Annotated in this window: 25 protein-coding genes, 1 tRNA gene and 1 pseudogene; 22 read left to right on the forward strand and 5 right to left on the reverse strand. The window is 65.1% G+C overall.

Translation table 11 applies throughout. The annotated features are described in order from the left end of the window. Positions 1-82 precede the first annotated feature (82 nt). From pgl to zwf, 3 genes are read right to left on the reverse strand one after another with little or no spacing between them, the layout of a single operon-like run. Entirely contained in the window at positions 83-802 is a 720-nt protein-coding gene (gene pgl, locus ACCQ00_RS10050) for a 6-phosphogluconolactonase (protein ID WP_039574274.1), read from the reverse strand. Further along, positions 799-1,806 (reverse strand): glucokinase, encoded by a 1,008-nt coding sequence (gene glk / locus ACCQ00_RS10055; protein WP_017156603.1) that lies wholly within the window; start codon positions 1,804-1,806, stop codon positions 799-801. The genes pgl and glk overlap by 4 nt, the downstream gene beginning before the upstream one ends. Further along, complete coding sequence (gene zwf / locus ACCQ00_RS10060; protein WP_025990624.1) at positions 1,803-3,233, reverse strand: glucose-6-phosphate dehydrogenase; 1,431 nt, start codon at positions 3,231-3,233, stop codon at positions 1,803-1,805. Before zwf ends, glk begins: the two co-directional genes overlap by 4 nt. Positions 3,234-3,654: 421 nt before the next feature. Between zwf and ACCQ00_RS10065 the strand changes: the two genes are divergently transcribed. Next, the gene (locus tag ACCQ00_RS10065; protein ID WP_372354118.1) at positions 3,655-4,743 is read left to right on the forward strand and encodes an ABC transporter ATP-binding protein; all 1,089 of its coding nucleotides are present in this window, start codon (positions 3,655-3,657) and stop codon (positions 4,741-4,743) included. A 130-nt stretch (positions 4,744-4,873) separates the two neighbouring features. On the opposite strand, the gene ygfZ is transcribed toward ACCQ00_RS10065, so the two are convergent. Further along, positions 4,874-5,746 carry a CAF17-like 4Fe-4S cluster assembly/insertion protein YgfZ gene (gene ygfZ, locus ACCQ00_RS10070; protein ID WP_039583890.1) on the reverse strand — a complete coding sequence of 291 codons (873 nt, stop codon included), beginning with the start codon at positions 5,744-5,746 and terminating at the stop codon, positions 4,874-4,876. A gap of 39 nt (positions 5,747-5,785) precedes the next feature. Between ygfZ and ACCQ00_RS10075 the strand changes: the two genes are divergently transcribed. The 10 genes from ACCQ00_RS10075 to lolD all read left to right on the forward strand — a co-directional run bounded on the left by ACCQ00_RS10075 (position 5,786) and on the right by lolD (position 12,381). Continuing rightward, on the forward strand, positions 5,786-5,956 hold the full coding sequence (locus ACCQ00_RS10075; protein WP_005929790.1) for a DUF1674 domain-containing protein: 171 nt from the start codon (positions 5,786-5,788) through the stop codon (positions 5,954-5,956). Positions 5,957-6,012: 56 nt separating this feature from the next. After that, positions 6,013-6,408 carry a succinate dehydrogenase, cytochrome b556 subunit gene (gene sdhC, locus ACCQ00_RS10080; RefSeq protein WP_372354119.1) on the forward strand — a complete coding sequence of 132 codons (396 nt, stop codon included), beginning with the start codon at positions 6,013-6,015 and terminating at the stop codon, positions 6,406-6,408. Beyond that, positions 6,405-6,791 (forward strand): succinate dehydrogenase, hydrophobic membrane anchor protein, encoded by a 387-nt coding sequence (sdhD, locus tag ACCQ00_RS10085; protein WP_003482790.1) that lies wholly within the window; start codon positions 6,405-6,407, stop codon positions 6,789-6,791. The genes sdhC and sdhD overlap by 4 nt, the downstream gene beginning before the upstream one ends. Before the next feature lie 33 nt (positions 6,792-6,824). Further along, a complete protein-coding gene (gene sdhA / locus ACCQ00_RS10090) occupies positions 6,825-8,615 on the forward strand; it encodes a succinate dehydrogenase flavoprotein subunit (protein WP_039574263.1) in 1,791 nt (596 codons plus the stop codon). A gap of 9 nt (positions 8,616-8,624) precedes the next feature. Next, the gene (locus ACCQ00_RS10095) at positions 8,625-8,828 is read left to right on the forward strand and encodes a hypothetical protein (protein WP_039574276.1); all 204 of its coding nucleotides are present in this window, start codon (positions 8,625-8,627) and stop codon (positions 8,826-8,828) included. Positions 8,829-8,844: 16 nt separating this feature from the next. Beyond that, a complete protein-coding gene (locus ACCQ00_RS10100; protein WP_003482787.1) occupies positions 8,845-9,627 on the forward strand; it encodes a succinate dehydrogenase iron-sulfur subunit in 783 nt (260 codons plus the stop codon). Between the two features lie 110 nt (positions 9,628-9,737). After that, positions 9,738-9,986 (forward strand): FAD assembly factor SdhE, encoded by a 249-nt coding sequence (locus tag ACCQ00_RS10105; protein ID WP_017156609.1) that lies wholly within the window; start codon positions 9,738-9,740, stop codon positions 9,984-9,986. Beyond that, on the forward strand, positions 9,937-10,389 hold the full coding sequence (locus tag ACCQ00_RS10110; RefSeq protein WP_039574259.1) for a hypothetical protein: 453 nt from the start codon (positions 9,937-9,939) through the stop codon (positions 10,387-10,389). The genes ACCQ00_RS10105 and ACCQ00_RS10110 overlap by 50 nt, the downstream gene beginning before the upstream one ends. Before the next feature lie 23 nt (positions 10,390-10,412). Next, complete coding sequence (locus ACCQ00_RS10115) at positions 10,413-11,654, forward strand: lipoprotein-releasing ABC transporter permease subunit (protein WP_017156611.1); 1,242 nt, start codon at positions 10,413-10,415, stop codon at positions 11,652-11,654. Beyond that, a complete protein-coding gene (gene lolD / locus ACCQ00_RS10120) occupies positions 11,647-12,381 on the forward strand; it encodes a lipoprotein-releasing ABC transporter ATP-binding protein LolD (RefSeq protein ID WP_039574255.1) in 735 nt (244 codons plus the stop codon). The genes ACCQ00_RS10115 and lolD overlap by 8 nt, the downstream gene beginning before the upstream one ends. Positions 12,382-12,589: 208 nt before the next feature. On the opposite strand, the pseudogene ACCQ00_RS10125 reads toward lolD, so the two are convergent. Beyond that, positions 12,590-13,655, reverse strand: a pseudogene (locus ACCQ00_RS10125) (SDR family oxidoreductase). Positions 13,656-13,950: 295 nt separating this feature from the next. On the opposite strand from ACCQ00_RS10125, the gene ACCQ00_RS10130 reads away from it, so the two are divergent. The 11 genes from ACCQ00_RS10130 to ACCQ00_RS10180 all read left to right on the forward strand — a co-directional run bounded on the left by ACCQ00_RS10130 (position 13,951) and on the right by ACCQ00_RS10180 (position 25,905). Then, on the forward strand, positions 13,951-16,497 hold the full coding sequence (locus ACCQ00_RS10130; protein ID WP_372354120.1) for a DNA internalization-related competence protein ComEC/Rec2: 2,547 nt from the start codon (positions 13,951-13,953) through the stop codon (positions 16,495-16,497). Next, on the forward strand, positions 16,388-17,050 hold the full coding sequence (locus ACCQ00_RS10135) for a MotA/TolQ/ExbB proton channel family protein (protein WP_039574250.1): 663 nt from the start codon (positions 16,388-16,390) through the stop codon (positions 17,048-17,050). Before ACCQ00_RS10130 ends, ACCQ00_RS10135 begins: the two co-directional genes overlap by 110 nt. Positions 17,051-17,053: 3 nt before the next feature. After that, complete coding sequence (locus tag ACCQ00_RS10140; RefSeq protein WP_017156616.1) at positions 17,054-17,518, forward strand: ExbD/TolR family protein; 465 nt, start codon at positions 17,054-17,056, stop codon at positions 17,516-17,518. Next, entirely contained in the window at positions 17,515-19,284 is a 1,770-nt protein-coding gene (msbA, locus tag ACCQ00_RS10145; protein ID WP_017158537.1) for a lipid A export permease/ATP-binding protein MsbA, read from the forward strand. The genes ACCQ00_RS10140 and msbA overlap by 4 nt, the downstream gene beginning before the upstream one ends. Continuing rightward, positions 19,281-20,318 (forward strand): tetraacyldisaccharide 4'-kinase, encoded by a 1,038-nt coding sequence (gene lpxK, locus ACCQ00_RS10150; RefSeq protein ID WP_039574246.1) that lies wholly within the window; start codon positions 19,281-19,283, stop codon positions 20,316-20,318. Before msbA ends, lpxK begins: the two co-directional genes overlap by 4 nt. A 307-nt stretch (positions 20,319-20,625) precedes the next feature. Next, positions 20,626-21,405 carry a 3-deoxy-manno-octulosonate cytidylyltransferase gene (gene kdsB / locus ACCQ00_RS10155; RefSeq protein WP_039583894.1) on the forward strand — a complete coding sequence of 260 codons (780 nt, stop codon included), beginning with the start codon at positions 20,626-20,628 and terminating at the stop codon, positions 21,403-21,405. Continuing rightward, entirely contained in the window at positions 21,402-21,866 is a 465-nt protein-coding gene (locus ACCQ00_RS10160; protein WP_039574241.1) for a low molecular weight protein-tyrosine-phosphatase, read from the forward strand. The genes kdsB and ACCQ00_RS10160 overlap by 4 nt, the downstream gene beginning before the upstream one ends. Positions 21,867-21,889: 23 nt before the next feature. Next, the gene (locus ACCQ00_RS10165; protein ID WP_039574238.1) at positions 21,890-23,308 is read left to right on the forward strand and encodes a nhl repeat protein; all 1,419 of its coding nucleotides are present in this window, start codon (positions 21,890-21,892) and stop codon (positions 23,306-23,308) included. Continuing rightward, positions 23,305-25,164, forward strand: a complete 1,860-nt coding sequence (gene uvrC, locus ACCQ00_RS10170; RefSeq protein ID WP_017156622.1) for an excinuclease ABC subunit UvrC — start codon at positions 23,305-23,307, stop codon at positions 25,162-25,164. Before ACCQ00_RS10165 ends, uvrC begins: the two co-directional genes overlap by 4 nt. Continuing rightward, positions 25,161-25,793, forward strand: coding sequence for a CDP-diacylglycerol--glycerol-3-phosphate 3-phosphatidyltransferase (gene pgsA / locus ACCQ00_RS10175; protein WP_039574235.1), 633 nt, complete (start codon positions 25,161-25,163; stop codon positions 25,791-25,793). The genes uvrC and pgsA overlap by 4 nt, the downstream gene beginning before the upstream one ends. Before the next feature lie 36 nt (positions 25,794-25,829). Further along, positions 25,830-25,905, forward strand: a tRNA-Gly gene (locus ACCQ00_RS10180). Positions 25,906-25,907 lie beyond the last annotated feature (2 nt).

A 25,907-nucleotide genomic window follows, 5' to 3' on the forward strand; every position in this document is an offset into this window, starting at 1 on the left:
CCCGCACATGGATGTGCGGGTTCTTGCGAGGGACTCGCATCACATCGGCTGTTGCGAGGGACTCGCAACAAACCACTCGCACTCAAGCACACCAATGTACCCGCAACCGCGGACCAGGCTGCTGCAGCGCCACGCGGATGGGATACTCGTTGACATCGTCGCCTTCCAGCGCAGCCTGCAGCACGTCCAGCTTCTGCTTGCCACGCAACAGCAGCAGGCGCGTTGGAATGCTGGCAAGCCCGGCGGGCGTCAGGGTGATGCGCAACGGCCATTGGTTCGAGCCCGGGCAGCCGGTGGCATCCAGCGACGCATACGGCTGCGGGCTGGCGAGCGCCTTGGGCAGGTCGGTGGCCCCCGGGAACAACGAAGCGGTATGCCCGTCGCCGCCCATGCCCAGCACCGCCAGGCAGGCCGGTTCGGCATGGGTGGCCTGCAGGTTGGCGGTATGCACGCATTCGGGCAGTTGCTTGCCCGGGCGAACCAGCGGGATGAAGGTCGCCGCCGGTGCGTGGGTCAGGAAGCTGTGATTCACCAGCCAGGCATTGCTGTCCTGATCCTGCGGCGAGAGCCAGCGCTCATCCACCAGGCCCACCTCCACCCGCGACCAGTCCAGCGGCCGATGGGCGAGGGACTCGTACACCGGCGCAGGGGTGGTACCGCCGGACAACAGCATGCGTGCCTGACCGCGCCGGGAGATTTCCTGTTCCAGCAGGTCGGCCATCTCGCTGGCCACCGCCTCGGTCCACTCGGCCGGGTCGTCGTAGCGCACCAGCGCGATGCGCGGGTTGTCCTGCAGGTTCATCGCTGCTCCCCGGGGTGCTGACGTTGTGCATCCACTGCGTACGCGGCGGCGCCCAGCAGGCCGGCATGCGGGTGCATGACCGCCAGCGACGGCACCTTCGACATGATCGCGGAGAAACGGCCCTTGTGTTCGAAGCGCTGGCGAAAGCCGGAATGCTGCAGCGAATCCAGCACCTTGGGCACCAGCCCGCCGGTGAGGAACACGCCGTCCCAGGCGCCCTGCATCAGCACCATGTCGCCGGCGATCGCACCGAAGATGGCGCAGAACAGATCGATGGTGCGCGACGAACGCGGGTCGCCCGCGGCCGCGCGTGCGGTGATGTCCTTGGGTTGCAGCGGGCCGGGATCGACGCCGGCGATCTCGCTGAGCGCACGATGGATGTTGACCAGGCCAGGGCCGCAGATCAGGCGCTCGTTGGACACCCGGCCGAACTGCTCGGACAGGATTTCCAGGATCCGGATTTCTTCCGGTGTGCCGGGCGGAAAGCTGACATGGCCGCCTTCGGTTTCCAGCGGAAAGCAGCGCCCGTTGCGGATGATCAGGCCACCCACACCCAGGCCGGTGCCCGGGCCGATCACGCCGTAGTTGCGCGGCTGATCGATCGGTGCCGGCCGCCAGCTGGCGCCGCCCACCTGCACCACGTCCTGTGGACGCAGCAGGCTGATGGCCATTGCCTGCGCGGCAAAGTCGTTGATCAAATGCAAGGTACTGAAACCCAGCATGGTGGCGGTGCGCGTGCGCGAGATCACCCATGGATGGTTGGTGATGCGCGCCTCGTCGCCATCCACGCGGCCTGCCACGGCGAACACGCCCTGGGTGGCCGTCACGCCGATCTGGTCGAGGTAATAGCGCGCCGCTTCGCCCAGCGAACCGAAGTCCACCACGGCAAATTCGCGCGAGGTGTCATCCAGCAACGGCACCGAAGCGTCGACATCGGCCAGCGCGAAGCGCGCATTGGTTCCGCCGATATCGGCAACCAGCACCGGCTTGGAAGGAGCGGTCATGCGTTGTTTCCCTGTGCGTCGGTGGCCGGAGGCAGAAAGTGGGCGGCGGATTCGGGACCCCAGCTGCCGGCCGGGTAGGGCTGCAGCGGCAGCGCGGCGTCTTTCCAGGCGTCGCTGACGCTGTCGATCCACGACCACGCCGCCTTGACCTCGTCGTCGCGCACGAACAGTGCGGGGTTGCCGTTGAAGGCGTCCACAAACAGGCGTTCGTAGGCGATACGACGGTGCAGGCCGGTCGGCACCGACAGTTCCAGTTCCAGCGGCTGCAGTTCGATCGCGCCCCATTCCGGGCCAGCCAGGCTGCTCATCAGGCCGAGTTCGATGTTTTCCTGCGGCTGCAACTGGAAGGTCAGGCGGTTGGGTACCGCGTTCTGACGGTCGGGGCGTTCGAACAGCCAGTGCGTCACCGGCTTGAGCGTCACCACGATGCGGGTGGAGCGCTCGGCCAGGCGCTTGCCGGTGCACAGGTGGAACGGCACTCCGGCCCAGCGCCAGTTGTCGATATGCGCGGTCACCGCGACGAAGGTCTCCACATCGCTGCCTTCCGGCGGGTGATAGGCCTGCGCCGGCTGGCCGTTGATGCTGCCGGCGGTGTAGCGGCCGCGCACGCAGTCATGCGCGGCATGCTCGGCGGTCATCGGGCGCAGGGCGCGCAGCACCTTGACCTTCTCATCGCGGATGCGGTCGGCCTCCAGCGAGGCCGGCGGCTCCATTGCCACCAGGCACAACAGCTGCAGGATATGGCTCTGCACCATGTCGCGCAGTGCGCCGGAGCGGGCGTAGTAGGCATCGCGCCCGTCGACGCCTTCGCTTTCGGCGACTAGGATCTGCACCGACTCGATGTAGGTCCGGTTCCAGACCGCTTCCAGCAGCGTGTTGCCGAAGCGCAGCGCGATCAGGTTCTGCACGGCCGCCTTGCCCAGGTAATGGTCTAGGCGGAACACGCGGTCTTCGTCGATCAGCGCACCGATCGATTGCAGGATGTCGCGGGCGCTGTCCGAGTCGTGGCCGATCGGTTTTTCCAGCATCAAGCGATGCGGTGCCGCCAGCGCGCCACCCAGCGCCAGGCCCTGGCAGGTGCTGATGTACAGGCCCGGCGGGATCGCCAGATAGCTCACACACCGGCGGCTGGCCAGTTCGCGGACCGCGTTGGCCACCGAATCGGCATCGCGCAGATCCACCGAGCGATAGTCGACCCGCTGCAGCAACGTGTCGATCTGTTCGGCGGTCGCGATCGGCAATGCTTCGGTCAAACGCGGCCGCAGCACTTGGCGAAATGCATCGGTGTCGTGCGGCGACAGCGCCAACGCACGGATGCGGAAGTCCTCCGGCAGCAGGCCGTCGATGAACAGACGCAGCAGGGAGGGAAACAGATAGCGCTGGGCAAGATCGCCGGTGGCGCCAAACAGGATCAGGGTGTTGTGCATGGACCGCGTTTCAGATTCTGGAGACATCGTTATCAGCAGCTTGTCGGAAAGGCGCCGGTCGGCCGGCGGTCGGTACGTCTGTTCCTGAGCGACACTTGCGTGCGCGCAGCGGGGGATGGACGCTGACACCCAATCCCGGATTGTTGCAGCAACTGGCGACCAGCGGTTAGCGCCATGGCGGCATAGCTGCACCTGCGTGACGGCATGCCATGCTTCGTACGGCGTGCCGCACTGCGGGCAATAGCGTCCTAGCTGCCTGGCGGCATAGTCCTCCGGAGTTCGATGTTGCCATGTGAAAACGATTACATGTCAGAATAAACCAATGCATTCGTTTGCAGGTAATTCCTGGCAAGCGCGTGCGGCGTCACCGCCATCGGGAGGGCCGAGGGCAGGGCGCACAACTTTACGTTGAGGCCAAACGATGGCGAAAGTGCAGTTGGAAGGTGTCCGCAAGGTCTACGACAATGGCCAGGTGGCGGTGCAGGGCGCGAACTTCGAAGTCGCCGACGGCGAGCTGATGGTGCTGGTGGGACCGTCCGGCTGCGGCAAATCGACCCTGTTGCGCATGATCGCCGGGCTTGAAGACATCAGTGCCGGCACGCTGAAGATCGGCGAGCGCGTGGTCAACGACGTGGCGCCGAAGGATCGCGATATCGCCATGGTGTTCCAGAGCTACGCGCTGTATCCGCATATGACCGTGGCCGAGAACCTGGCGTTCGGGCTCAAGCTGCGCGGGCATCCGAAGCAGGTCATCGCCGAACGCGTCAACAACGCCGCAGAGTTGTTGGGCCTGACCCCGATGCTGGACAAGCTGCCCAAGGCGATGTCCGGCGGCCAGCGTCAGCGCGTGGCGCTGGGCCGGGCGATGGTGCGCGAATCCTCGGTGTTCCTGCTCGACGAGCCGCTGTCCAACCTGGACGCCAAGTTGCGCCACAGCGTGCGCACCGAGATTGCGCAGCTGCACCGCAAGCTGGGCACCACCATGATCTATGTCACCCACGATCAGGTGGAAGCGATGACGCTTGGCCAGCGCATCGTGGTGCTCAAGGATGGCGTGATCCAGCAGATCGACAGTCCGATGGCGCTGTACGACAGTCCGGCCAATCTGTTCGTGGCCGGTTTCCTCGGCAGCCCGGCGATGAACGTGATGCAGGGGCGCCTGGACGCGCAGGACGGCCTGCATCTGGTCATGGCCGATGGGTGGCGCGTGCCGCTGGGCGCGGCGCGGGTCGATGCGGCTTGGTTCGGCCAGGACGTGATCGTCGGCGTGCGTCCCGAGCATTTGCAGCCTTCCGACGATGCGGTACTGGGCTTCGATGCGCGGATCGATGTGATCGAGCCGGTCGGCAACGAAATCTTCCTCAATCTCGACCGTGGCGGTCAGCCGCTGGTGATCCGTGTCCCGCCGCAACGCTTGCCGGCGGTGGGCCAGCCGTTGCGCCTGGCATTGCGTAGCGAGGCCCTGCACTTTTTCGATCCAGCCACCGGCCAGCGGCTGGAGGCGGCTTAGGCCAACCTGTCAAACAGCGAACTGGCCGTCAGACGAACAGGGCTGGCACGCGGATTCGGCGGGTACGCTCGGTCATTGCCGTTGCTGCGCGAGGTCTCACCCGCCTGGCACGGCCCGCTAGGTCTTGCCGCTAACGCTCCAGTCCCGTCGTGAGTGCGCGTGGCCGGGCGCCCTGGGTGCCAGCCTGCAACACGGTGCCCGCGTCCAGCGTCAGCTCCAACGGCAATACCGCCAGCGCAAGGTTGCCGGCCACGCTCACCACTGTGCCGATCGCGCTACCGTCCAATGCGACGGCAGCGCCTGCGTCCACGGCCGCATCCGTTTCCAGCAGCTGCAAGGCGCGCTTGGCCTTGCCCAGGAAATGCGTCCGCGCCACGATTTCCTGGCCCGGGTAGCAGCCTTTCTTGACGCTGTACGCCTGCAGGCGGTCCAGTGCCAACTGCTGCGGCGTCCACTGTTCGCGCTGGGACTCGACCAGGCGGGCGAGTCCCAGTTGCAGATCGGTCCTCCGCCACTGCGCCTCTACGCTCGGCAGTTCGATAGGCGTCGCCAATGCATCCGGGCTGTAAAGCAATAGCGTGCGCGGCAGCGCGGCGCTACCCAGATCCAGCTCGATACGCTGCGTTCCGATATCGGCTTGCGCGGCGTGCGCGTGCTCCGGCGCGACGAAGCTGCCGTAGGCAAACAGCACGGCAGTACTGATTTTCAGCTTGCGACGGAACACGAAACGGCTGAGTTGCGCGGCGATCTCGGCCGCGTTGCCGTCCGGCAGCAGCATCAGCAAGTGTGCGTCGTCCTCACGCAGGAGTGCGAAGATGGCAATCACGCGCCCCTTCGCCGTCAGCCACGCGTTCCACTGCCACTGCCCAACCGCCAGCGCCTGTACGTCGTTGGCAAATTGGGCATGCGCAAACGCCACTGCATCCGTACCGGCCAATCGGACGTATTGCATGTTGTGCAGGGAGCCAAAACCCTGCGGAATAAGATTCAGGTTGTCAGCCACGGAAGGGGAGGACTAAAATCGCCAAGTTGTGAGAGCACTATGATAGGCCATCCAACCCCCACCCCAGCGCAGGATTCCGAGACGCAGCCTTCTTCTCAGGAGCATATTCCCGAGAAAAAGCCACTGCCGAAGGAGATTGGTGGGCGCGACGGCCCCGAGCCAACGCGCTACGGCGACTGGGAAAAAAATGGACGCTGCATCGATTTTTGAGCAGCCTTTAGCCACAGCGGCCTAGTGCCGCCCAGCCGAGAAAACGAGCCCAGCGAATGGCGATCCGCGAACGTCCTCTCTCCCCGCATCTCCAGGTATACCGCTGGCAGATACAGATGGTGACCTCGATTCTCAATCGAGCCACCGGCATCGTACTGTCCGTCGGCGCACTGGGAATTGCCGCTGCCTTGCTCACCTTGATGCTTGGTCCCGACCATTGGAATTGTTTCCGTTACCAGGCCGCAACCTGGTATGGGCAGGTCTTCCTGATCGGCTGGACCTGGTCGTTCGCCTTCCACCTGTTCGGTGGCCTGCGCCACTTGCTGCAGGACTTCGGGCAAGGCTATGCCGTACGCTCGTTCATCAGCATGGGCTGGCTGTCGGTGGTTCTGAGCCTTGTGCTGACCGCCGCCATCTGGGCTTACGTCCTGCTGTCTGGAGGTGCCGTATGAGCCGCTACCGTACCCCGCTGAAGAATGTGCGCGGCCTGGGTGCCGCCAAGACCGGCACCGAACACTTCGTGATCCAGCGCTTGACCGCGGCCGCACTGGTGCCGCTGTCGATCTGGTTCCTGATCTTCGTGCTGAGCCTGATCGGTGCCGATCACGCCGCCGCCAGCGCCGCAGTGGCCAAGCCGTGGAATGCGATCCTGCTTGTCGCGTTCCTCATTGCCTCGTTCTGGCACGCGCAGCTGGGCATGCAGGTGGTACTGGAAGACTACGTACACGACTCGCTGCTCGCACTGATTGCGCAGACCCTCGTGCGTTTTGTTGCCGTGCTGGGCGCCATCGTCAGCGTGTTTGCCGTGGCGCGTATCGCGCTGGGCATGAGCTGAGTCGTCAGCGACCAAACAGGAACCCATAATTCGATGTCCGCTTACAAGATCACAGAACACAAGTACGACATGGTCGTGGTGGGCGCCGGTGGCGCCGGCCTGCGCGCTACGTTCGGCCTGGCCCAGAAGGGCCTGCAGACGGTCTGCCTGACCAAGGTCTTTCCGACCCGTTCGCACACCGTGGCAGCGCAGGGCGGTATTTCTGCAGCGCTGGGCAACATGGGCGAGGACGACTGGCGTTACCACTTCTACGACACCATCAAGGGCTCCGATTGGCTGGGCGACCAGGACGCGATCGAGTACATGTGTCGCGAAGCCATTCCGGCCATCATCGAACTCGAACACTACGGTGTGCCGTTCTCGCGGACCGAGGAGGGCAAGATCTACCAGCGCCCGTTCGGCGGCATGACCACCAAGTACGGCGAAGGCCCGTCGGCGCAGCGTACCTGCGCCGCAGCCGACCGGACCGGCCATGCCATGCTGCATACGTTGTATCAGCAGTCGTTGGCGCACAACGCACGCTTCATGATCGAGTACTTCGCGCTCGATCTGATCTTCGACGAAGAAGGCGTTTGCCGTGGCGTGCTCGCACTGGACATGGCCGAAGGTTCGCTGCATCTGTTCCGCGCCCACGGGGTGGTGCTGGCGACCGGCGGTTACGGCCGTGCCTACTTCAGCGCCACCTCCGCCCACACCTGCACCGGTGACGGCGGCGGCCTGGTGATGCGAGCCGGCCTGCCCTTGCAGGACATGGAATTCGTGCAGTTCCACCCCACCGGCATCTACGGTGCGGGCTGCCTGATCACCGAAGGCGTGCGCGGCGAAGGCGGCATCCTGCGCAACAGCAATGGCGAGCGCTTCATGGAGCGCTACGCACCGCATTACAAGGATCTGGCGTCGCGCGACGTGGTGTCGCGTTCGATGACGGTGGAAATTCGCGAAGGCCGTGGCGTGGGCGAGCACAAGGATCACATCCTGCTCGACCTGACCCACCTTGGTCCGGAAGTGATCAACGAAAAGCTGCCCGGTATCGCCGAAAGCGCACACATCTTTGCCGGCGTGGACGTGACCAAGCAGCCGATCCCGGTGCTGCCGACCGTGCACTACAACATGGGCGGCATTCCGACCAACTTCTACGGCGAGGTCGTGCGCAAGCAGGGTGACGATGCGGATGCCGTGGTGCCGGGCCTGTATGCCATCGGCGAGGCGGCGTGCGTCTCGGTCCATGGTGCAAACCGTCTGGGTTCGAACTCGCTGCTGGACTTGGTGGTGTTCGGTCGCGCGGTCGCCAACCGCTGCGCCGAGACGGTCAAGCCCAATCAGCCGCACAAGACCCTGCCGTCCGATGCCTGCGACAAGGCCTTGGGCCTGCTGGACAAGCTGCGTCATGCCAACGGCTCCACGCCGACGGCCGTGATCCGCGACAACATGCAGCGCACCATGCAGTCGGACGCCGCCGTGTTCCGCACCAGCAAGACGCTGAAGGAAGGCGTGGACAAGATGGCCGAGATCTTCGCCACCTTCGAAGACGTCAAAGTGTCGGACCGCTCGCTGGTGTGGAATTCGGACCTGATCGAGACCTACGAATTGAACAATCTGCTGCTCAACGCGGTAGCAACGATCAATTCGGCCGAACAGCGCAAGGAAAGCCGTGGCGCGCATTCGCACGAGGACTTCCCGGACCGTGACGATGTCAACTGGCAGAAGCACACGCTGGTGACCGTCGACGACAAGGGCAAGTGCGAGTTCGATTACCGTCCTGTGCACATGTACACGCTGAGCAAGGACGTGGACGTGGTCCCGCCGAAGCCGCGCGTTTACTGATCGATGCGCATGCAGCGACCCACCGTTGCCTTGGCATCGCCCGCCATCGCCTCTGCGCGTGGCACCGAGTCGATGCAGCAGTTTGGTCGTCGCATGACGCTGGAGCAGCGCCGGCACATGGCCGGCCGCTGCGCGACTGCTTCGGCAGTGGCATCCGTCATCTTTACCTTCATGCGCACGGTGCGGTTGTCGTCCGCGCCGCGCATCGCCTGAGCCAACGAGAGCAGCTATGGCAGAGTTCACCCTCCCCAAGAATTCAAAGATCGGCAAGGGCAAGCATTACCCTGCAAAGGGCGCCAAGAACACGCGCACCTTCAAGGTCTACCGCTGGGATCCGGACGTCGACGCCAATCCGCGCACCGACAGCTACGAGATCGATCTGGATAAATGCGGCCCGATGGTCCTGGACGCGCTGATCAAGATCAAGAACGAGATCGACCCGACGCTGGCGTTCCGTCGCTCCTGCCGCGAGGGCATTTGCGGCTCGTGCGCGATGAACATCGACGGTACCAACACGCTGGCCTGCACCAAGGCGATTGCCGCGTGTGGCAAGTCTGAGGTGCCGATCTACCCGCTGCCGCACATGAGCGTGATCAAGGACCTGGTGCCGGATCTGACGCATTTCTACGCGCAGTACGCGTCGATCAAGCCGTGGATCCGCACCCAGACGCCGCCGCCGCCGGACCGAGAGCGCCTGCAGTCGCCGGAAGACCGCCGCAAGCTCGATGGATTGTACGAATGCATCCTGTGCGCGTGCTGCTCGACCAGTTGCCCAAGCTACTGGTGGAATGGCGAGCGGTATCTGGGCCCGGCGATCCTGCTGCAGGCTTATCGCTGGATCATCGATTCGCGCGACGAAGACACCGGTGCGCGTCTGGACGATCTGGAAGACCCGTTCAAGCTGTATCGCTGCCACACCATCATGAACTGCGCACGGACCTGCCCGAAGGGCTTGAACCCGGCGTTGGCGATCGCCGAAATCAAGAAGTTGATGATGGCGCGTCGCGCCTGATCGCACGGCAATGATTCCCCACCACGGGGAAGTGGTTCGCAGCGGCACCGGCCCTTGGGTCAGGTGCCGCTGTCGTTTTTGGCCCGCCATGCGGTGCGGTGGAGACTGAGATGGACGAACAAACCCTGCTGAAAAAATTGCGTTGGCGTTGCCGGCGCGGCATGCGCGAACTCGATCAATTGTTCGGGCGCTACCTCGATCAACGCTGGGCGCAGGCTCCCGACGCCGAGCGCGCGGTTTTCCTACAGCTACTGGATTGCGAAGACGATAAGTTGTGGCGCTGGTTCATGGGATACGAGGCTTGCCCCGATGCTGACAACGCCGCACTCATCGCCGATATTCGCGCCTTGCCGGCTTGAGTGGCGCCCCTCGCGCTGGCTGATTTGCGCGTTGAGCGTGTTGGTGGCGCTCGCCGTGTGGGCGGTGTGGCGCAGCGGCGCACCACTGTGGCTGGCCGCGTTGCTGTCGGCGTACGCGCTGCTTGCAGGCGGGCGAGCATTGCACCAGCTGTTGCGTTCGCCAGTGAGGCGAGTGCTGGTGCCATGGACGCAAACACCCGCCAGCATTGACGATGTGCAGGTGGAAGGGCTGCAGGTACGCTGGCGCGGGCCGCTTGCGATGGTGTCGTGGAGGCGAACGGATGGCCGGCGCGAGCGCCTGCATTTCTGGCCGGACACCTTGCCGGCGCCGCAACGACGTGAACTGCGTCTGGCCGCTCAGGCCCACGCCATTTCGTCCGGGCGGCCGCTAGTGGCACCATAGCGTCCCTTTCCCGGTTGAACCGCATGTTCAAACCTATTCCGGTTGCCATCGGCCTGCGCTATCTGCGTGCCAAGCGGCGCAATGGCTTCATCTCGTTTATTTCGATGGCGTCGATCCTGGGGATCGCCCTGGGCGTGACCGTGCTGATCACCACGCTTGCAGTGATGAGCGGTTTCCAGAAGGAAATCCGCGACCGCCTGTTGCAGATGGCTGCCCACGCCACGGTCAGTGCAGAAGGTGCGCCGATGCGCGATTGGGAGCATGCGGTCGAGGTCGCCATGTCCGATCCGCGCGTAGCCGGTGCCGCGCCCTACATCGAAACCGAATCCTTATTGCAGGGGCCGCGCAAGCAGCCGGCCATCGTGCGCGGCGTGATTCCTGCCGAAGAAGGCAAGGTGTCGGTGCTGGCCAAGAAGATGCAACAGGGCTCGGTCGACAGCCTGACGCCTGGGTCGTACAACATCGTCATCGGCAAGGAGTTGGCGTTGTGGCTTGGCGTGGATGTCGGCGACAGCATCGTCGTGTTGCTCAGCGACACCCAGGCGACGCCGCTGGGCGCGATGCCGCGGCTCAAGCGTTTCACCGTGAGCGGTATTTTCGAGGCCGGATACAACGAGATCGACCGCGGCCTCGCCGTGGTGAACATGCAGGACCTGGCGCGCGTGCTGCGCATGGATGGCGTCACCGGCGTGCGTCTGCGCCTGCATGACATGGATCAGGCCTGGCCGGTGGCGCGCGATCTGGCGGTGAAGTTGCACGGCCCGTATCGGGTCAGCGACTGGACCCAGGAAAACGCCAACCTGTATCACTCGTTGAAGATGGAAAAGACCGTGATGGGCATCCTGCTGTCGCTGATCGTGGCGATGGGGGCGTTCAACCTGGTGTCCTCGCAGGTGATGTTGGTGACCGACAAGCAGGCCGATATCGCCATCTTGCGCACGCTCGGGCTGTCGCCGGGCGGGGTGATGCAGGTATTCATGGTGCAGGGCTCGTTGATCGGCTTCATGGGTACCTTCATGGGCGTGATCGGCGGCATCGTGCTGACGCTCAACCTTGAACGCATCCTCGGTGTGATCGAGACGATTTTCAGCGTCAAGTTGCTACCCGAAGACGTGTACTACATCACCGGCCTGCCGACCGATATGCAGACCCAGGACGTGGTGGTGATCACCGTGGTGGCATTGGTGATGAGTTTCCTGGCGACCTTGTACCCGGCGTGGCGCGCCTCGCGCACCCAGCCGGCGGAGGCGCTGCGTTATGAATGAGATCCGGGAAACGTCCGTGCAAATACCAGAACAGGCAACTGCGGTGATCCGCGCCGAAGCGCTGGCCAAGACCTACGCCGAAGGCAAGATGCGCACGCCGGTATTCGATGGCCTGGACCTGTCGGTGGCCACCGGCGAAACCGTGGCGATCGTGGGCGCCTCCGGCGCCGGCAAGAGCACCTTGCTGCATCTGCTCGGTGGGCTGGATATTCCGACCTCCGGCGAAGTGTATGTGGCCGGCGAGCGCATGTCGGCGCTGTCCGACGCGCAGCGCGGCAAGCTGCGTAACCAGGCACTTGGCTTCGTCTACCAGTTCCATCACCTGCTGCCGGAATTCACCGCGTTGGAGAACGTGATGATGCCGGTGCTGTTGTCCGGCAAGGATGTTGCCGTTGCCAAAAGTCAGGCGCTGCAACTGCTGGAATCGGTCGGGCTTGGGCATCGCGTCGAACACAAGCCCAGCGAACTCTCCGGCGGCGAGCGCCAGCGCTGTGCGGTGGCGCGTGCACTGGTCAACAGGCCAGGCTGCGTGTTGGGCGACGAGCCCACCGGCAATCTCGACGACAAGACCGCGGGCACCGTGTTCGAGCTGATGCTGGAGCTCAACCGCGCCCAGCGCACCAGCCTGGTGTTGGTGACGCACGACCGCGGCCTGGCACGCCGCCTGGACCGCGTACTGGAGCTACACCAGGGCAAGCTGCGCGAATTGGCGCCGTCTGCGGTGTGAGCGCATGGCGAAGCGGTCGGCTGGCAGACCGATCGCATTGCCGATGAGCGTGGAAACTTCGGCGGGCGCCGGTGCCGTGACCGTTAGCCGAAATGGTGGCGCTTTTGAAGTGCAGTGGCAGCATACGATCGCATGCTGCGCGATTGCCAGGGCACATGCCGCTGCTCGCCGCAGGCCAATGCAGCCTGCGGCGATGCCACGGCATCGGTCAAGGAATGATGCGCAGCGCCCGCAGGCGGGTAAACAGTTCAAAGAACGAGGCGCGGCTGTCGTAGAAGTCCAGGAAGCCCAGTTCGCGGCTCTTGGTCATGTCGTTGACGCACTCGATCTCGCGGCCCAAGTCGGCATCGGTATGCCACCACGATGCAAGCCGATTGACGTCGGACTCTACCAACGCGTGTTGCGCGGCCACCTCAGCCCACAGGGCAGGTGCGGTTTGGCTCATGCGTGGCTCCAGCGGTTCCGGCACAGCGGGGCAGGGCGCAGCGTCGAGTTCGAAGAACTTCGCAATCTCGCCCCACATCCAGCGCCAGCGGAACACATCGCCATTGACGGTGTTGAAGGCCTGATTGCGCGCCGCGGGACTAAGCCCGGCCCAGGCCAGTTGGCGGCCCAGCAGCCCGGCATCGGTGAGGTCGGTGAGGCTGTTCCACTGCGCTTGCGAGCCGGGGAACACGAACGGCTGCCCGGTGTGCTTGCACAGCGATGCATACACCGCCAGCGTCACGCCCATGTTCATGGCGTTGCTGCCGTTGGCCATGCCGATCATGGTGTGCGAGCGATGTACGCTCCAGCCGAAGCCATGCATGCTGCGCATGCGCAAACAGCAGGTCTTCCAGCGTGTAGTAGAAGTTTTCGCCCGGCTGGCGCGGCTCGCTTTCGCGAAACGGCGTCTCGGCCTTGCCGCTTCCGTAATTTTCGAACGCGCCAAGGTAGTGCTTGGTGCCGGTGACCAGCGCCATGTGCTGCAGCGGCGCATCGCTGAGCGCATCGCACAGGTGCCGCATCATCGCGCCATTGGCCTGGACGTTCTCGCGCTCGGTATCGCGACGGGTCCAGGTGCAGAAGAACACGTGGGTAATCGGTAGACCACGTAACGCACTGTTGGTGCTGTCGGCGTCCAGCAAATCCGCCGCGACCGGAATGACACCGTCGTGGGGCAGTGGTCGGCGTGCGAGGCCGTACACGGTCCAGCCGTCGGCGAGCAGCACGTTGGCAAGGTTGTAACCGGAGATGCCGGTCACACCGACGATCAATGCAATGCCTTTACGCATGGGGGAGGCTCCTGAGAAACGGATTTCACCTTAGCGGCGACACCATGAAATCGGGGCGAACGCTGTGCCACAGGGCGTGCTGCGCCGTTGATCCCTCGAGCTGGTGCGGCATGCATCGTCACGTGTGCACGGTTCCACGCACTGCATCAAGTGGTTGGGTGCCACAGTCCTTCTTTCGTATTTGCAATCAGCGACGGCCGCGGCCGTGTTCTTCCTACCCAGGCTTGGGCAGATTTCCGCTGTGCGCGGAAGGTGTCGCAATTTAAGGTGAAGACGTTGATCGATAGGGTCAGGGATGGCGACCGACAGCATTGAGGTGTCAGCGCACGTAGCGCCGCGGCAGATGGGATCGGCGGTGGCCAGTGCGGCCACGTTATTGCTGGGCGTGGCGGCGTGCGCCTGGTCGCCCATACTGCTTCCGCGCATGGTTTACGTCGTCTGCGTGTGTGTCGCGTTGCTGGGCAGCGGCGTGACGGTGTGGCTGCGCCCGCGCCGGAGTGCGTTATTGCTGGCCGGGGCAGCGACACTCTTCGGATTCGGAACGATGGGGTGGCAGGTAACCGATGCCCTGCAGTCGCAACTGCCTCCGCAGGATGAAACACGCGATATCACCGTGCGCGGACAGATTGTCGGGCTACCGACCGCCGAGCAACGCCGTACCCGTTTTCAGTTGCGCGTGGACCAGGCGCCGGCGCAGCCGGCGGCACTGCGCGGCAAGCTCCTGCAGCTGGCCTGGTACGACGACTTTGGCGCCGAGCGCATCGGCCCGCGCGCGGCACTACATGCAGGTGCGCGTTGGCAGCTTCGGCTCAAGCTGCGTGCGCCACGCGGCTGGCGCAATCCCGGAGGCTTCGATGCCGAGCGCCAGGCAGTGGCGCAACGCATCGCTGCGACGGGCTATGTGCGCATGCCTGCTACCGCACGCCAGATCGCGCCGCCGCAAGGCGTGGATGCGTGGCGCGAACGGATGTCGCAACGCATCGCCGAGCGTGTCGGCGGCCCCTCTGCGCCGTACCTGCAGGCGCTCGCGCTTGGAGATACCCGCGGGCTGGACGATACGGCGTGGGCAACGTTGCGCGCGACCGGGCTCAGTCATCTGATCGCCATCTCTGGATTTCATGTCGGGCTGGTCGGGGCATTCTTCGTGCTGCTGGTCGCTGGCATCTGGCGCTGGCAGCCGCGACTGGGCACATTCATGCCGCGTCTGCATGCGGCATCGATTGCCGCGCTGCTCGGCGCTGCGGCCTACGCGCTGTTGGCTGGTCTGGCGCTGCCCACGGTACGCACCGTGTTGATGATTGGGGTGGTGGCCCTCGCCAGGGTGCTGCGGCGACGCGCCTCGACCGCGCACGTCCTCTCGCTCGCCTTGTTGGCGGTGTTGCTGTGTGACCCGCTCAGCGTGCTGGTGGCTGGCTTCTGGCTCAGCTTCGCCGGCGTGGCATGGCTGGTCTGGTGCCTGCCGTCCGACGATCGCGCCATCGTGCGCGGCTTCCTGTCTGCGCAGACCGTGGCCACCGTTGGCCTGCTGCCGTTGACGGTCAGCCTGTTCGGGCAGGCGTCGCTGGTCGGGCCATTTGCCAATTTGGTCGCCATTCCGTGGTGGACCTTCGTGGTGGTGCCGCTATGCCTGTTGGGGACCGCCCTCGAAGCGATCTACCCAGGTAGCGGCGTGTGGGCATGGCAGCTTGCCGGCTGGTGCTTTGAGCTGACCTGGCCGGGGTTCGTCTGGCTCGGGCAAACCGCGGTCGCGTTGTGGTGGGTGCCCGAGTCCGATGGGGTTGCCCTGATCGCCGCCTTGCTCGGTGCGTTCTGGCTGTTGCTGCCGCGCGCGACGCCGGGTAAATCTTTGGCGGCGCTGCTGTGGTTGCCGCTGCTCTGGCCCGATCGCGAGCTACCCGCCGCAGGCGAGGCGGACGTGCAGGTGCTGGATGTGGGCCAGGGCTTGGCGGTGCTGGTGCGCACGCAACGCCATGCGCTGTTGTTCGATACCGGTCCGGCGGTACGCGACGGGTTCGATGCTGGCGAGCGCGTGGTGCTGCCGGCGTTGCGCGCGCTTGGCGTGCGCCGGCTGGACGCCATCGTGCTCAGCCATGCCGACGCCGATCATGCCGGTGGCTATGCCGCGGTGCGCACAGGGCTTCCGGTGGCACGCACGGCTGCGCCACCGGGTGCGCCGTTGGACGTCACTGCACGTTGTCGTGCCGGGCAGCAGTGGGAGTGGGACGGGGTGCGCTTCCGCTTCCTGCATCCCGATGTTGGCTTTCCTTACCTACGCAATCAATCCAGCTGCGTGCTGCGGGTCGAGACCGCGTCTGCGAGCGCACTGTTGCCGGGCGATATTGGCGAAATCGTCGAGCGCCGACTGCTGCGCGGGCACGCCGCGGACCTGCGTGCCGACCTGGTGATCGTCCCGCACCACGGCAGCGCCGACGGCTCGCAAGCCGCCTTCATCGCCGCGACCGGAGCACGCCTGGCGCTGGTCTCGTCCGGTCATGGCAACAGATTCGGCCATCCGCGCGCCGAGGTCGTGCAACGCTGGAAGTCGGGCGGAGCAGAGGTGCTGGACACCGCCCAGGCGGGAGCGATCCGGGTTTGGCTCGGTGCCGCAGGCCTGCAACTGCGCGAGCGACGGCGCTGGCAGCCGCGGCTATGGGATGCTGCGGAACGGCGGCGGTCGGCTGCTATCCTATCGGTCAGCGAACAGGCGGCCGCGTTGCCGGAGGAATCGAATCGTGTTGGAGCTGGTCAAGGCAGGCGGTTGGCCGATGGTGCCGTTGCTGTTGCTGGGCGTGATCGCCCTGGCGATCGTGCTGGAGCGTCTGTGGAGCTTGCGCCGCAATGAGGTGACGCCGCCGGGCCTGGGTGAGGAAGTGCGCAATTGGGCCGCGCGCGGCAATCTGGATCCCACCCACATCGAGTCGCTGCGCCGCAATTCGCCGCTGGGCGCCTTGCTGGCCGCCGCGCTGGACGTGCGCGGCCGCCCGCGCGATGTGATTCGCGAACGTATCGAAGACACCGGCCGGCATGTGGTGCATCGCATGGAGCGCTATCTGAACGCGTTGGGCACGATCGCATCGGCCGGGCCGTTGTTGGGTCTGCTTGGTACCGTGGTCGGCATGATCCAGATGTTCTTGGGCATCCTCGATCACGGCGTAGGCGATGTGAATCAGCTCGCCGGCGGCATCGGCAAGGCGCTGGTGTGCACTGCCACCGGCATGATCATCGCTGTGCCGGCATTGATGGCACATCGCTTCTTCAAGGGGCGCATCGCCGGTTACATCATCGAGATGGAGCAGGAAGCCACCTTGTTGCTGGACACCATCGATGGTCGAGTCGTGCCTGCAGCCGTCGCCCCGGCCGCAGCGGGCGCCAAGCCCGTCACGGCGAAGGGTTGACGGATGCGCATCGGCAGCGACCGAAGCCAGGACGAGCCGCATATCGACCTGGTGCCATTGATTGACGTCATCCTCGTCCTCATCATTTTTTTCGTGGTGACCACGACCTTCGACGCACGTTCCACGCTGCAATTGCAGTTGCCGACCGCCAGCGACCAGCACACCAGTGCGCCGCCGCGTTCCTTGAGCGTGCTGGTCAATGCCGATGGGCGTTATTTCATCAACGATCAGGAAGTGCTGCGCTCGGATGTGGATTCGCTCAAGCAGACCATCGCCCAGATCGCCGGCGATGATCGCGAACAGACCGTGCTGATGCGCGCCGATGCGCGGACCCCGTACCAGGCCGTGGTGACCGCGCAGGATGCGCTGGGCCAGCTCGGCTTCCGGCGCATTGCCATCGCCACCGCGCCGCCGGCCAGCGCCACCAGTACGACCGGCAAGACAAGCACCAACGGAACCCGCCAGTGACCCTCTCCACCGACCGCCCGGCGCCAGTGTCTTCCTGGCGCACGTACCGTCGCCTGCTGGCATTCGCCAAGCCGTATCGCTTGTTGCTGGTGGCCGCACTGATCGCCGCGTTGATCGAAGCGGCCGGCACCACCGGGTTTCTGGCGTTGATGAAGCCGATCACCGACGAGACCTTCATCTACAAGAACGCCGAGGTCAGCCGCTGGCTGCCGGTGCAGATCATCCTGCTGTTCGTGGTGCGCGGCGTCGCCGGCTACATCACCGACATGGCGATGGGCAAATCCGCACGCAGCATCGCGCGCGATCTGCGTATCAAGGTGATGGCCAAGTATCTGCGATTGCCGGGGTCACGCTTCGATTCGGAGCCGGTGCCGTCGATGCTGATACGCCTGGGCTCGGACTCGGACCAGGTCGCGCAGGCCGCAGTGGATGCGGTCAAGGTCATGATCCAGCAATCGCTGCAGGTGATCGGTGCGCTGGCACTGATGCTGTGGCATAGCTGGCAGGTGACATTGACCATCCTGGTGCTCGCCCCGGTGCTGGCCTGGGTGATGGACAAGGTGGCGCGGCGCTACCGCCGTATCAGCCACAGCATCCAGGAAAGCGGTGCGCAGCTGCTGCAGGCTGCCGACCAGACCTTGTCCAGCCATCAGGAGGTCAAGATCTACGGGGCCCAGCAGACCGAAATGGAGCGCTATGGCGCGCTGGCCAATCGCAACCTGCGGCTGGCAATGAAGGTCGAATCCACCCGCGGCATTTCCACCGCGACGGTGCAGATGATCGGTGCGATCGGCCTGTCGGCATTGCTGTTCGTGGCCGGTGCGCAGGCTTTGGCCGGGCGCCTGACGGCCGGCGATTTCGTGGTGCTGATGACGTCGATGCTGACCATCATTCCGGGCCTCAAGCAGCTCACCAACGTGCAGAACATGGTGCAACGCGGTTTGGCATCGGCCGAGCGCCTGTTTTCGGTGCTCGACAGCCCGGACGAGCCGGATCAAGGAACCGTGCCGCTGACGCGTGCCAAGGGCTTGATCGAATTTCGCGATGTCACGGCGCGCTACCCGGGCCAGGTCAATCCGGCGCTGGCCGATGTCAGCTTCGTCGCGCAACCGGGCACCGTCACTGCCATCGTCGGGCGTTCCGGGAGCGGCAAATCCAGTCTGATCAAGCTGATTCCGCGTTTTTACGAAGCCGAGGCCGGCCAGATCCTGCTCGACGGTCATCCGGTGCAGGCGTATGCCCTGGCGGATCTGCGCAGGCAGATTGCGCTGGTGGGCCAGCAGGTGATGTTGTTCGACGGCAGCATCGCCGACAACGTGGCGTTCGGCGAAATGCGCAACGCCGATGCCGGCCAGCTGGAGCGCGCGATCCTGGGCGCCAATGCAATGGAATTTGTCGCGCAGCTGCCCGAAGGTCTGCAGTCGCATGTCGGGACCAAGGGGGGGCGCCTGTCCGGCGGCCAGCGCCAGCGCCTGGCGATCGCACGCGCCATGCTCAAGGATGCGCCGGTCCTGATTCTGGACGAGGCCACCGCAGCGCTGGACAACGAATCCGAGCGCTTGGTGCAGGACGCCCTGCACAAGCTGATGCCGGACCGCACCACGCTGGTCATCGCCCATCGCCTGTCCACCATCGAGCATGCCGATCAGGTGCTGGTGATGGACCAGGGCCGGATCGTCGAGCGCGGTACGCACCACCAATTGCTGGCGCAGGGCGGCCTGTATTCGCACTTGCACGGCATGCAATTCCGCGAACGCCAGGCATGAGCAAGCGCGGCACCCGCACGCCGGGCTATTGGTACGAAAACACGCCGATCCCCTTGCCGGCGCGCATGCTGGCGCCGGTCTACGGCGCTGCGATCGCATTGCGGCGGGCGCTGTATCGCCGCGGTTGGCGCAGGCGCCACGGCGTGCCGGTGCCGGTGATCGTGGTCGGCAATGTCACCGCTGGCGGCACCGGCAAGACGCCGCTGACGATTGCCCTGGTCGCAAAGCTGCAGGAAGCCGGCTGGACGCCTGGCGTTGCCAGCCGCGGCTACGGCCGCGATGACGCCGGCACCGCACGCTGGGTCGAAGCGGATACCCCGGTGGCGCTCGGCGGCGATGAGCCGGTGTTGATCGCCTGGAAGACCGGTGCGCGCGTGCGTGTCGACAGCGACCGGCTCGCTGCTGCACAGGCGCTGGTCGAGGCGGGCTGCGACATCGTGATCTGCGACGATGGGCTGCAGCATTACCGTCTGGCGCGCGATGTCGAAATCGAAGTGGTCGATGGCCAGCGGCGCTACGGCAATGGACGCCTGCTGCCTGCTGGGCCGTTGCGCGAACCGGCCGTGCGGGCGCGCGATTGCGATTTCCGCGTGGTCAATCTTGGCCAGGCCAGTGCGACTGCCGCACCTCAGGTGCCCGATGATGCCGGTTTCGGCGAGTGGCAGATGCGTTTGAGCATCGACGCCGTGCAGCCGATGGATGGCAAGCGTGCGCAGCCCTTGAGCATGCTTGCCGGGCAGCGCGTGCATGCGGTGGCGGGCATCGCGCATCCGGAACGTTTCTTCGCCATGCTGCGCGCGCGCGGCATAGGCGTTGTGCCGCACGCGTTCCCGGATCATCACGTCTATCGCGCCGCGGATTTCAGCTTCGGAAGCCGCCTGCCGGTGCTGATGACCGAAAAAGACGCGGTGAAATGCCGTCCGTTCGCCGACGAGTGGCTGTACAGCGTGCCACTGAAGGCGGAGCTGCCGGCGGCGTTCTGGGTGAGTCTGCTGGATCGCTTGAACAAACTGGCGAGCCGGCAGGGCGTGTGAGTGCGTCGCCGGCCGTGGCGAGCTTGCAGCTTGACGTCGCTGGCCAACCATCGCGCGCCACGCGTTGAGTGCGCTCTTGCGGCTGCGATGGGTATCCATGCTGCATGACGTCTCGCAGTGCTCGGGCAACGGTCTACTCGGAGAGCGGTGCGCATGGCTGCAAGCCGCGCATGCAAAGGCGTTCTGAGTGCTGATCTCGTGCAGCGCAGCGCCGACGAATACCGCGACCCCGTTCAATCACACATCGGCATCAAACGATTCGGTTCTCTCGTTTCTCCACTTCTCACTGTCTCCAGAGCGCGCACGTATGACACCCACCACGCCTGCCGATTTCGTTGTCGCCATTCCCGCCCGTTACGCCTCCACGCGGCTGCCGGGTAAACCGCTACAACGAATCGGCGATCGCCCGATGATCCAGCATGTGGCCGAGCGTGCGTTGCTGGCGGGTGCGCGCGAGGTGTGGGTGGCCACCGATGACACGCGTATCGCCGCGGCGATCGAGCATCTTCCCGGGGTGCATGTGGCGATGACCGGCGCCGCGCATCTTTCCGGCACCGACCGCCTGGCCGAATGCGCACGCATTGCCGGCTGGGACGAGCAGACCTGCGTGGTCAATCTGCAAGGCGACGAACCGTTTGCGCCGGCTGCAGGCATCCGCGCCGTGGCAGATCTGCTGCAGCATTCCGATGCACAGATGGCCACGCTGGCCGTACCGGTGGATAACGCGCATGACCTGTTCGATCCCAACGTGGTGAAGCTGGTGCGCACGGCCGGCGGCGACGCGCTGTATTTCAGCCGTGCGCCGATTCCCTGGCACCGCGACAGCTTCGCCAGCCAGCGCGATAGCGTGCCTGCAGAGGGTCAATGGCTGCGCCACATTGGCATCTACGCCTACCGCGCAGGCTTCCTGCAACGCTTCGCGGCCATGCCGCCCGGCATGCTGGAGCGCATCGAATCGCTGGAACAGCTGCGCGCGATGGAAGCCGGCTATCGCATCGCCGTGGCGGTGACGCCCGAGCCGTTTCCGCCAGGCATCGATACCCCCGACGATCTGGTCCGCGCACAGATGCGGGTGGCTTCGGCATGAAGGTGCTGATCGTCTGCCTTTGCAATATCTGCCGGTCGCCGATGGGCGAGGGCGCCCTGCGCGCGCAACTGGACAAGGCGCGGCTGTCGCGGCGCATCGAGGTCGATTCCGCCGGGACCGGCGACTGGCATGCCGGCGATCCGCCGGACCCGCGCGCGATCCGCTGCGCGCGCGGCCATGGCGTGGAGATCTCCGGTCTTCGTGCGCGCCAGGTCAAGCACTCGGATTTCGAGCATTTCGATTGGCTGTTGTGCGCAGACGGCAGCAATCTGCGCGATCTGCAGCGGCTCGCCCCGGCGGCGCAGCGCGACAAGCTCGCCTTGTGGCTGCCCTGGGCCGGCATCGACGCGCGCGATGACATCCCCGACCCGTATACCGGCGGCATGGATGACTTCGAGCAGGTATGGCAGCTGGTCGACGCTGCCGCGCGCCTGACCGTGGCCAGACTCACCCGCGGCTAATCGCGCTTGGGCATAATCACCACATGAACGCCCAGCTCACCCAGGAACTGCCGGAATTTCCCACCTGGCTCAATGCCAGGCCCTCCACCTTGCAGGAGCATCGCGGCCGTGCGCTGGTGCTGGCGTTCGTCAACGCCAGCTCGGTGTGGTGCGCCGAACGCCTGGCCGAGCTTGCCCACTGGCAGGCGCGTAGCCCCGGCCGGCTCCAAGTAATCGTGGTGCAGGTGCCGCGTTTCGACAGCGAGCGCCTGCCGCAACGTTCGCTTAAACAACTGCGCGGACACGGCGTGAGTGCGCCGATCCTGCTCGACAAGGATTGGGAAACCTGGCGTCGCTTCGGTATCGAATCCTGGCCCACGCTGGTGCTGCTGGATGCCTACGGCCGCGAGCGGCAGCGCCTGGTGGGCGTCACCGGCGATCTGGACAAGGCGCTGACTGCGCTTTGCGAGGGCCAGCCGCCGCCGTCGGACGCCGACCTCCACGGTGTGGCCGAGCGCGAGCCCGAGCCGCATCTGGCGTTGCGTTTTCCCACCGGCTTGGCCGCGACCGAGGACAGGTTGTATGTCGCCGATACCGGCCACCACCGCGTGCTCGAGTGCACGCACAGCGGACGCGTACTGCGCCAGTTCGGGCATGGCAATGCCGATCTCATCGACGGCGGCGTCGGCGAGGCGGCATTCCGGCGTCCGCAAGGGTTGGCGTTGGAACGCGATCAGTTGTATGTCGCCGATACCGGCAACCATGCGCTGCGTCGTATCAACCTGCGCAGCGGGCAGGTGGACACCTTGTGCGGCACCGGTCGCTCCGGCGAGCCGGTCGAAGGCCCGCTGGCGTCGCCCGGTGCCTCTGCGCTGAACTACCCGCAAGGTCTGGCGATCGCCGACAACCAGGTATTGATCGCCATGGCCGGCGATAACCGGATCTGGAGTTACCACCTGGGCCGCGCCGCACTGACCGCGCGCGCAGGCACCGGTGCCCTTGAAACCCGCGACGGCAGCGGCCATCTCGCAGCTTTCGCACAGCCGGCCGGTTTGGCGTCGGTGCAGCAGGTGGCCTATGTCTGCGACGGGCTGGGCTCGTCGATCCGCACCATGCAGTTGCGGGGCGATCTGGTACAGACCTTGGTCGGTGGGCAGGGCACCTGGCAGTTTGGAGATCAGGACGGTCCGCGCAGCACGGCGCGCCTGCAATTCCCACAGGGCATCGCACTGGCGGCCGATTCGCCGCTGCTGTGGATCGCCGACACCGGCAATGGCCGCCTGCGCTGCCTGCGCCTGGACGGCGGTGAATTGACCACGGTCGCGCTGCCGCGTCGTCTGCATGGCCCGGCCGGGCTGGCGGTCACCGCAGATGCGGTCTGGATTGCAGAAACCGATGCGCACGCCATCTTGCGATACGACCTTGCCAGCGGCGCACTGAGTGATGTTTCGATAGACGAATGAGCGCCAGGCCCCAAAACGATTTCGATGGAAAAGCGTTCGCTGCGCAACTGAGCACCGCGCCTGGCGTCTATCGCATGTATGCGGGCGACGACACCTTGCTGTATGTCGGCAAGGCGGGCGCGTTGCGCAAACGTGTGGGCAGCTATTTCAACGGGACGCCGAAGAACGCCCGGTTGACTTCGATGCTGTCGCAGGTCGCGCGCATGGACGTCACCGTCACCCGCAGCGAAGCCGAAGCGCTACTGCTGGAAAATCAGCTGATCAAATCGTTGTCGCCGCGCTACAACGTGTCGTTGCGCGACGACAAGAGCTACCCATACGTGCTGCTGACCCGCGAACAATGGCCCCGTATTGCCTTGCACCGCGGTCCACGTGCGGTGCAAGGGCGTTACTTCGGCCCTTACACCGGCGTCACCGGTGTACGCGAAACGCTGAGCCTGATGCACAAGCTGTTCAAGCTGCGCAGTTGCGAGGACAGCGTGTTCCGCAACCGTTCGCGGCCTTGCCTGCAATACCAGATCGGGCGTTGCAGCGGCCCATGCGTGGATTTGGTGGCCGCTCCGGATTACGCCGAATCGGTACGCCGCGCCACCATGTTTCTCGAAGGCAAGAGCGATCAGCTCGGCGAAGAGATCATGCACTCGATGCAGCAGGCCAGCGAGGCACTGGAATTCGAGCGCGCCGCGCGTTTGCGCGATTTGCTCTCCTCGCTGCGCAGCATGCAGAACCGTCAATACGTCGACGGGCGTGCCGCTGATCTGGACGTGCTGGCCTGCGCCACGCAATCCAGCCAGGCCTGCGTCTTGTTGCTGAGTTTTCGCGACGGCCGCAATCTCGGCACGCGCTCGTTCTTTCCCAAGACCAACGGGGAGGACAGCGCCGACGAAATTCTTGGCGCATTCGTATCGCAGTACTACGCCGAGCACTCGCCCCCGCGCGAAATCCTGCTCGACCGCGAGATCCCGGAAGCCGAGCTGATCGAAGCCGCGCTCAGTACGGCCGCCGAGCACAAGGTGGCGCTGAAGTGGAACGTGCGCGGCGAGCGTGCCGGCTATCTGCTGCTGGCCACGCGCAATGCGCAGCTGACCCTGGTCACCGAGCTCACCAGCCAGAGCGCGCAGCATGCACGCAGCGAAGCCTTGCGCGAGATGCTTGGACTTGCCGAGCCGGTCAAGCGCGTGGAGTGTTTCGACATCAGTCACACCATGGGCGAGGCGACCGTTGCCTCGTGCGTGGTATTCGACGCCAGTGGCCCGGTGCGTGGCCAGTACCGGCGCTTCAATATTTCCGGCATCACGCCGGGCGACGACTACGCAGCCATGCGGCAGGCGATCGAACGCCGCTTCCGGCGCGCCGTGGAAGAGAATGGCGTGCTGCCCGATGTGCTGCTGATCGACGGTGGCGCGGGCCAGCTGGCGCAGGCGCAGGCCGCGCTGGCCGATCTTGGGGTCGAGAACGTCTTGCTGGTCGGCGTGGCCAAGGGCGAAGAGCGCCGGGCAGGGCACGAAGCCTTGATCATGGCCGACGGCCGCGAGCTGCGGCCGGGCGCCGCGTCGCCTGCGCTGCAATTTATCCAGCAAGTGCGTGACGAAGCGCACCGCTTTGCGATCACCGGCCACCGCGGTCGCCGCCAGAAGGCGCGCATGACCAGCAAGCTCGAGGATATCCCCGGCATCGGCCCCCGGCGCCGCGCGAGTCTGCTCAAGCACTTCGGTGGCCTGGTCGGGCTCAAGGCCGCTGGCGAGGCCGAGATTGCGCGGGTGGAGGGGGTCAATGCCGCACTTGCCGCGCGAATCTACGCTAACCTGCACGGGCTGGCGCTTCCCGATGCGGCAGGCGAGGCAAGTCCGCAATGAAGTTGACCATCCCCACGTGGCTGACACTGCTGAGGATCGTGATGATCCCGGTGTTGGTCGTGGTGTTCTACCTGCCGTACACGTGGACGAATTTCGCGTCCGCCGGCGTGTTCGCGCTGGCCGCCATCACCGACTGGCTGGATGGCTGGGTCGCGCGGCGTTATCACCAATATTCCGCATTCGGCGCATTTCTGGACCCGGTCGCCGACAAGCTGATGGTCGCCGTGGCGCTGTTCCTGATTGTGCAGGGCCATCCCACGCCGTGGATGGCGTTCTGGGCAGCAGTCATCGTCGGACGCGAGATTGCCGTCTCTGCACTCCGCGAGTGGATGGCCGAAATCGGCCAGCGCGCCAAGGTGCGCGTGGCGGCAATCGGCAAGATCAAGACCACCGCACAAATGGTGGCCTTGCTGTGCTTGTTGTATTCGGTCACGCCCGGGCAGATGCCCACGCATGAGATCTGGCTGGGCAATCTGATATTTCGTGCGGGCTACTGGACATTGGCCATTGCCGCCTTGCTGACGCTGTGGTCGGGGTTTCAGTATCTGCAGGCTGCTTGGCCAAGTCTGCGCGCCGACGAAAAAGCAGCGATCAGCAACAAGCGGAAAAAAATCGAAAGCAACAGTTGACAGCTATCCTGTTCGCTGTAGAATTTCGCCTCCCAAGCGGGAATAGCTCAGTTGGTAGAGCGCAACCTTGCCAAGGTTGAGGTCGCGAGTTCGAGTCTCGTTTCCCGCTCCAGA

The sequence above is a fragment of the Xanthomonas sp. NCPPB 3761 genome (assembly GCF_041475705.2).
Lineage (GTDB): Bacteria > Pseudomonadota > Gammaproteobacteria > Xanthomonadales > Xanthomonadaceae > Xanthomonas > Xanthomonas phaseoli.

Bases quoted from the DNA above. Each gene is read 5' to 3' on its own strand.
- pgl (WP_039574274.1), bottom strand. From the start codon at position 802: ATGAACCTGCAGGACAACCCGCGCATCGCGCTGGTGCGCTACGACGAC.
- glk (WP_017156603.1), bottom strand. From the start codon at position 1,806: ATGACCGCTCCTTCCAAGCCGGTGCTGGTTGCCGATATCGGCGGAACC.
- zwf (WP_025990624.1), bottom strand. From the start codon at position 3,233: ATGCACAACACCCTGATCCTGTTTGGCGCCACCGGCGATCTTGCCCAG.
- ACCQ00_RS10065 (WP_372354118.1), top strand. From the start codon at position 3,655: ATGGCGAAAGTGCAGTTGGAAGGTGTCCGCAAGGTCTACGACAATGGC.
- ACCQ00_RS10075 (WP_005929790.1), top strand. From the start codon at position 5,786: ATGATAGGCCATCCAACCCCCACCCCAGCGCAGGATTCCGAGACGCAG.
- sdhC (WP_372354119.1), top strand. From the start codon at position 6,013: ATGGCGATCCGCGAACGTCCTCTCTCCCCGCATCTCCAGGTATACCGC.
- sdhD (WP_003482790.1), top strand. From the start codon at position 6,405: ATGAGCCGCTACCGTACCCCGCTGAAGAATGTGCGCGGCCTGGGTGCC.
- sdhA (WP_039574263.1), top strand. From the start codon at position 6,825: ATGTCCGCTTACAAGATCACAGAACACAAGTACGACATGGTCGTGGTG.
- ACCQ00_RS10095 (WP_039574276.1), top strand. From the start codon at position 8,625: ATGCAGCGACCCACCGTTGCCTTGGCATCGCCCGCCATCGCCTCTGCG.
- ACCQ00_RS10100 (WP_003482787.1), top strand. From the start codon at position 8,845: ATGGCAGAGTTCACCCTCCCCAAGAATTCAAAGATCGGCAAGGGCAAG.
- ACCQ00_RS10105 (WP_017156609.1), top strand. From the start codon at position 9,738: ATGGACGAACAAACCCTGCTGAAAAAATTGCGTTGGCGTTGCCGGCGC.
- ACCQ00_RS10110 (WP_039574259.1), top strand. From the start codon at position 9,937: ATGCTGACAACGCCGCACTCATCGCCGATATTCGCGCCTTGCCGGCTT.
- ACCQ00_RS10115 (WP_017156611.1), top strand. From the start codon at position 10,413: ATGTTCAAACCTATTCCGGTTGCCATCGGCCTGCGCTATCTGCGTGCC.
- lolD (WP_039574255.1), top strand. From the start codon at position 11,647: ATGAATGAGATCCGGGAAACGTCCGTGCAAATACCAGAACAGGCAACT.
- ACCQ00_RS10130 (WP_372354120.1), top strand. From the start codon at position 13,951: ATGGCGACCGACAGCATTGAGGTGTCAGCGCACGTAGCGCCGCGGCAG.
- ACCQ00_RS10140 (WP_017156616.1), top strand. From the start codon at position 17,054: ATGCGCATCGGCAGCGACCGAAGCCAGGACGAGCCGCATATCGACCTG.
- lpxK (WP_039574246.1), top strand. From the start codon at position 19,281: ATGAGCAAGCGCGGCACCCGCACGCCGGGCTATTGGTACGAAAACACG.
- kdsB (WP_039583894.1), top strand. From the start codon at position 20,626: ATGACACCCACCACGCCTGCCGATTTCGTTGTCGCCATTCCCGCCCGT.
- ACCQ00_RS10160 (WP_039574241.1), top strand. From the start codon at position 21,402: ATGAAGGTGCTGATCGTCTGCCTTTGCAATATCTGCCGGTCGCCGATG.
- ACCQ00_RS10165 (WP_039574238.1), top strand. From the start codon at position 21,890: ATGAACGCCCAGCTCACCCAGGAACTGCCGGAATTTCCCACCTGGCTC.
- uvrC (WP_017156622.1), top strand. From the start codon at position 23,305: ATGAGCGCCAGGCCCCAAAACGATTTCGATGGAAAAGCGTTCGCTGCG.
- pgsA (WP_039574235.1), top strand. From the start codon at position 25,161: ATGAAGTTGACCATCCCCACGTGGCTGACACTGCTGAGGATCGTGATG.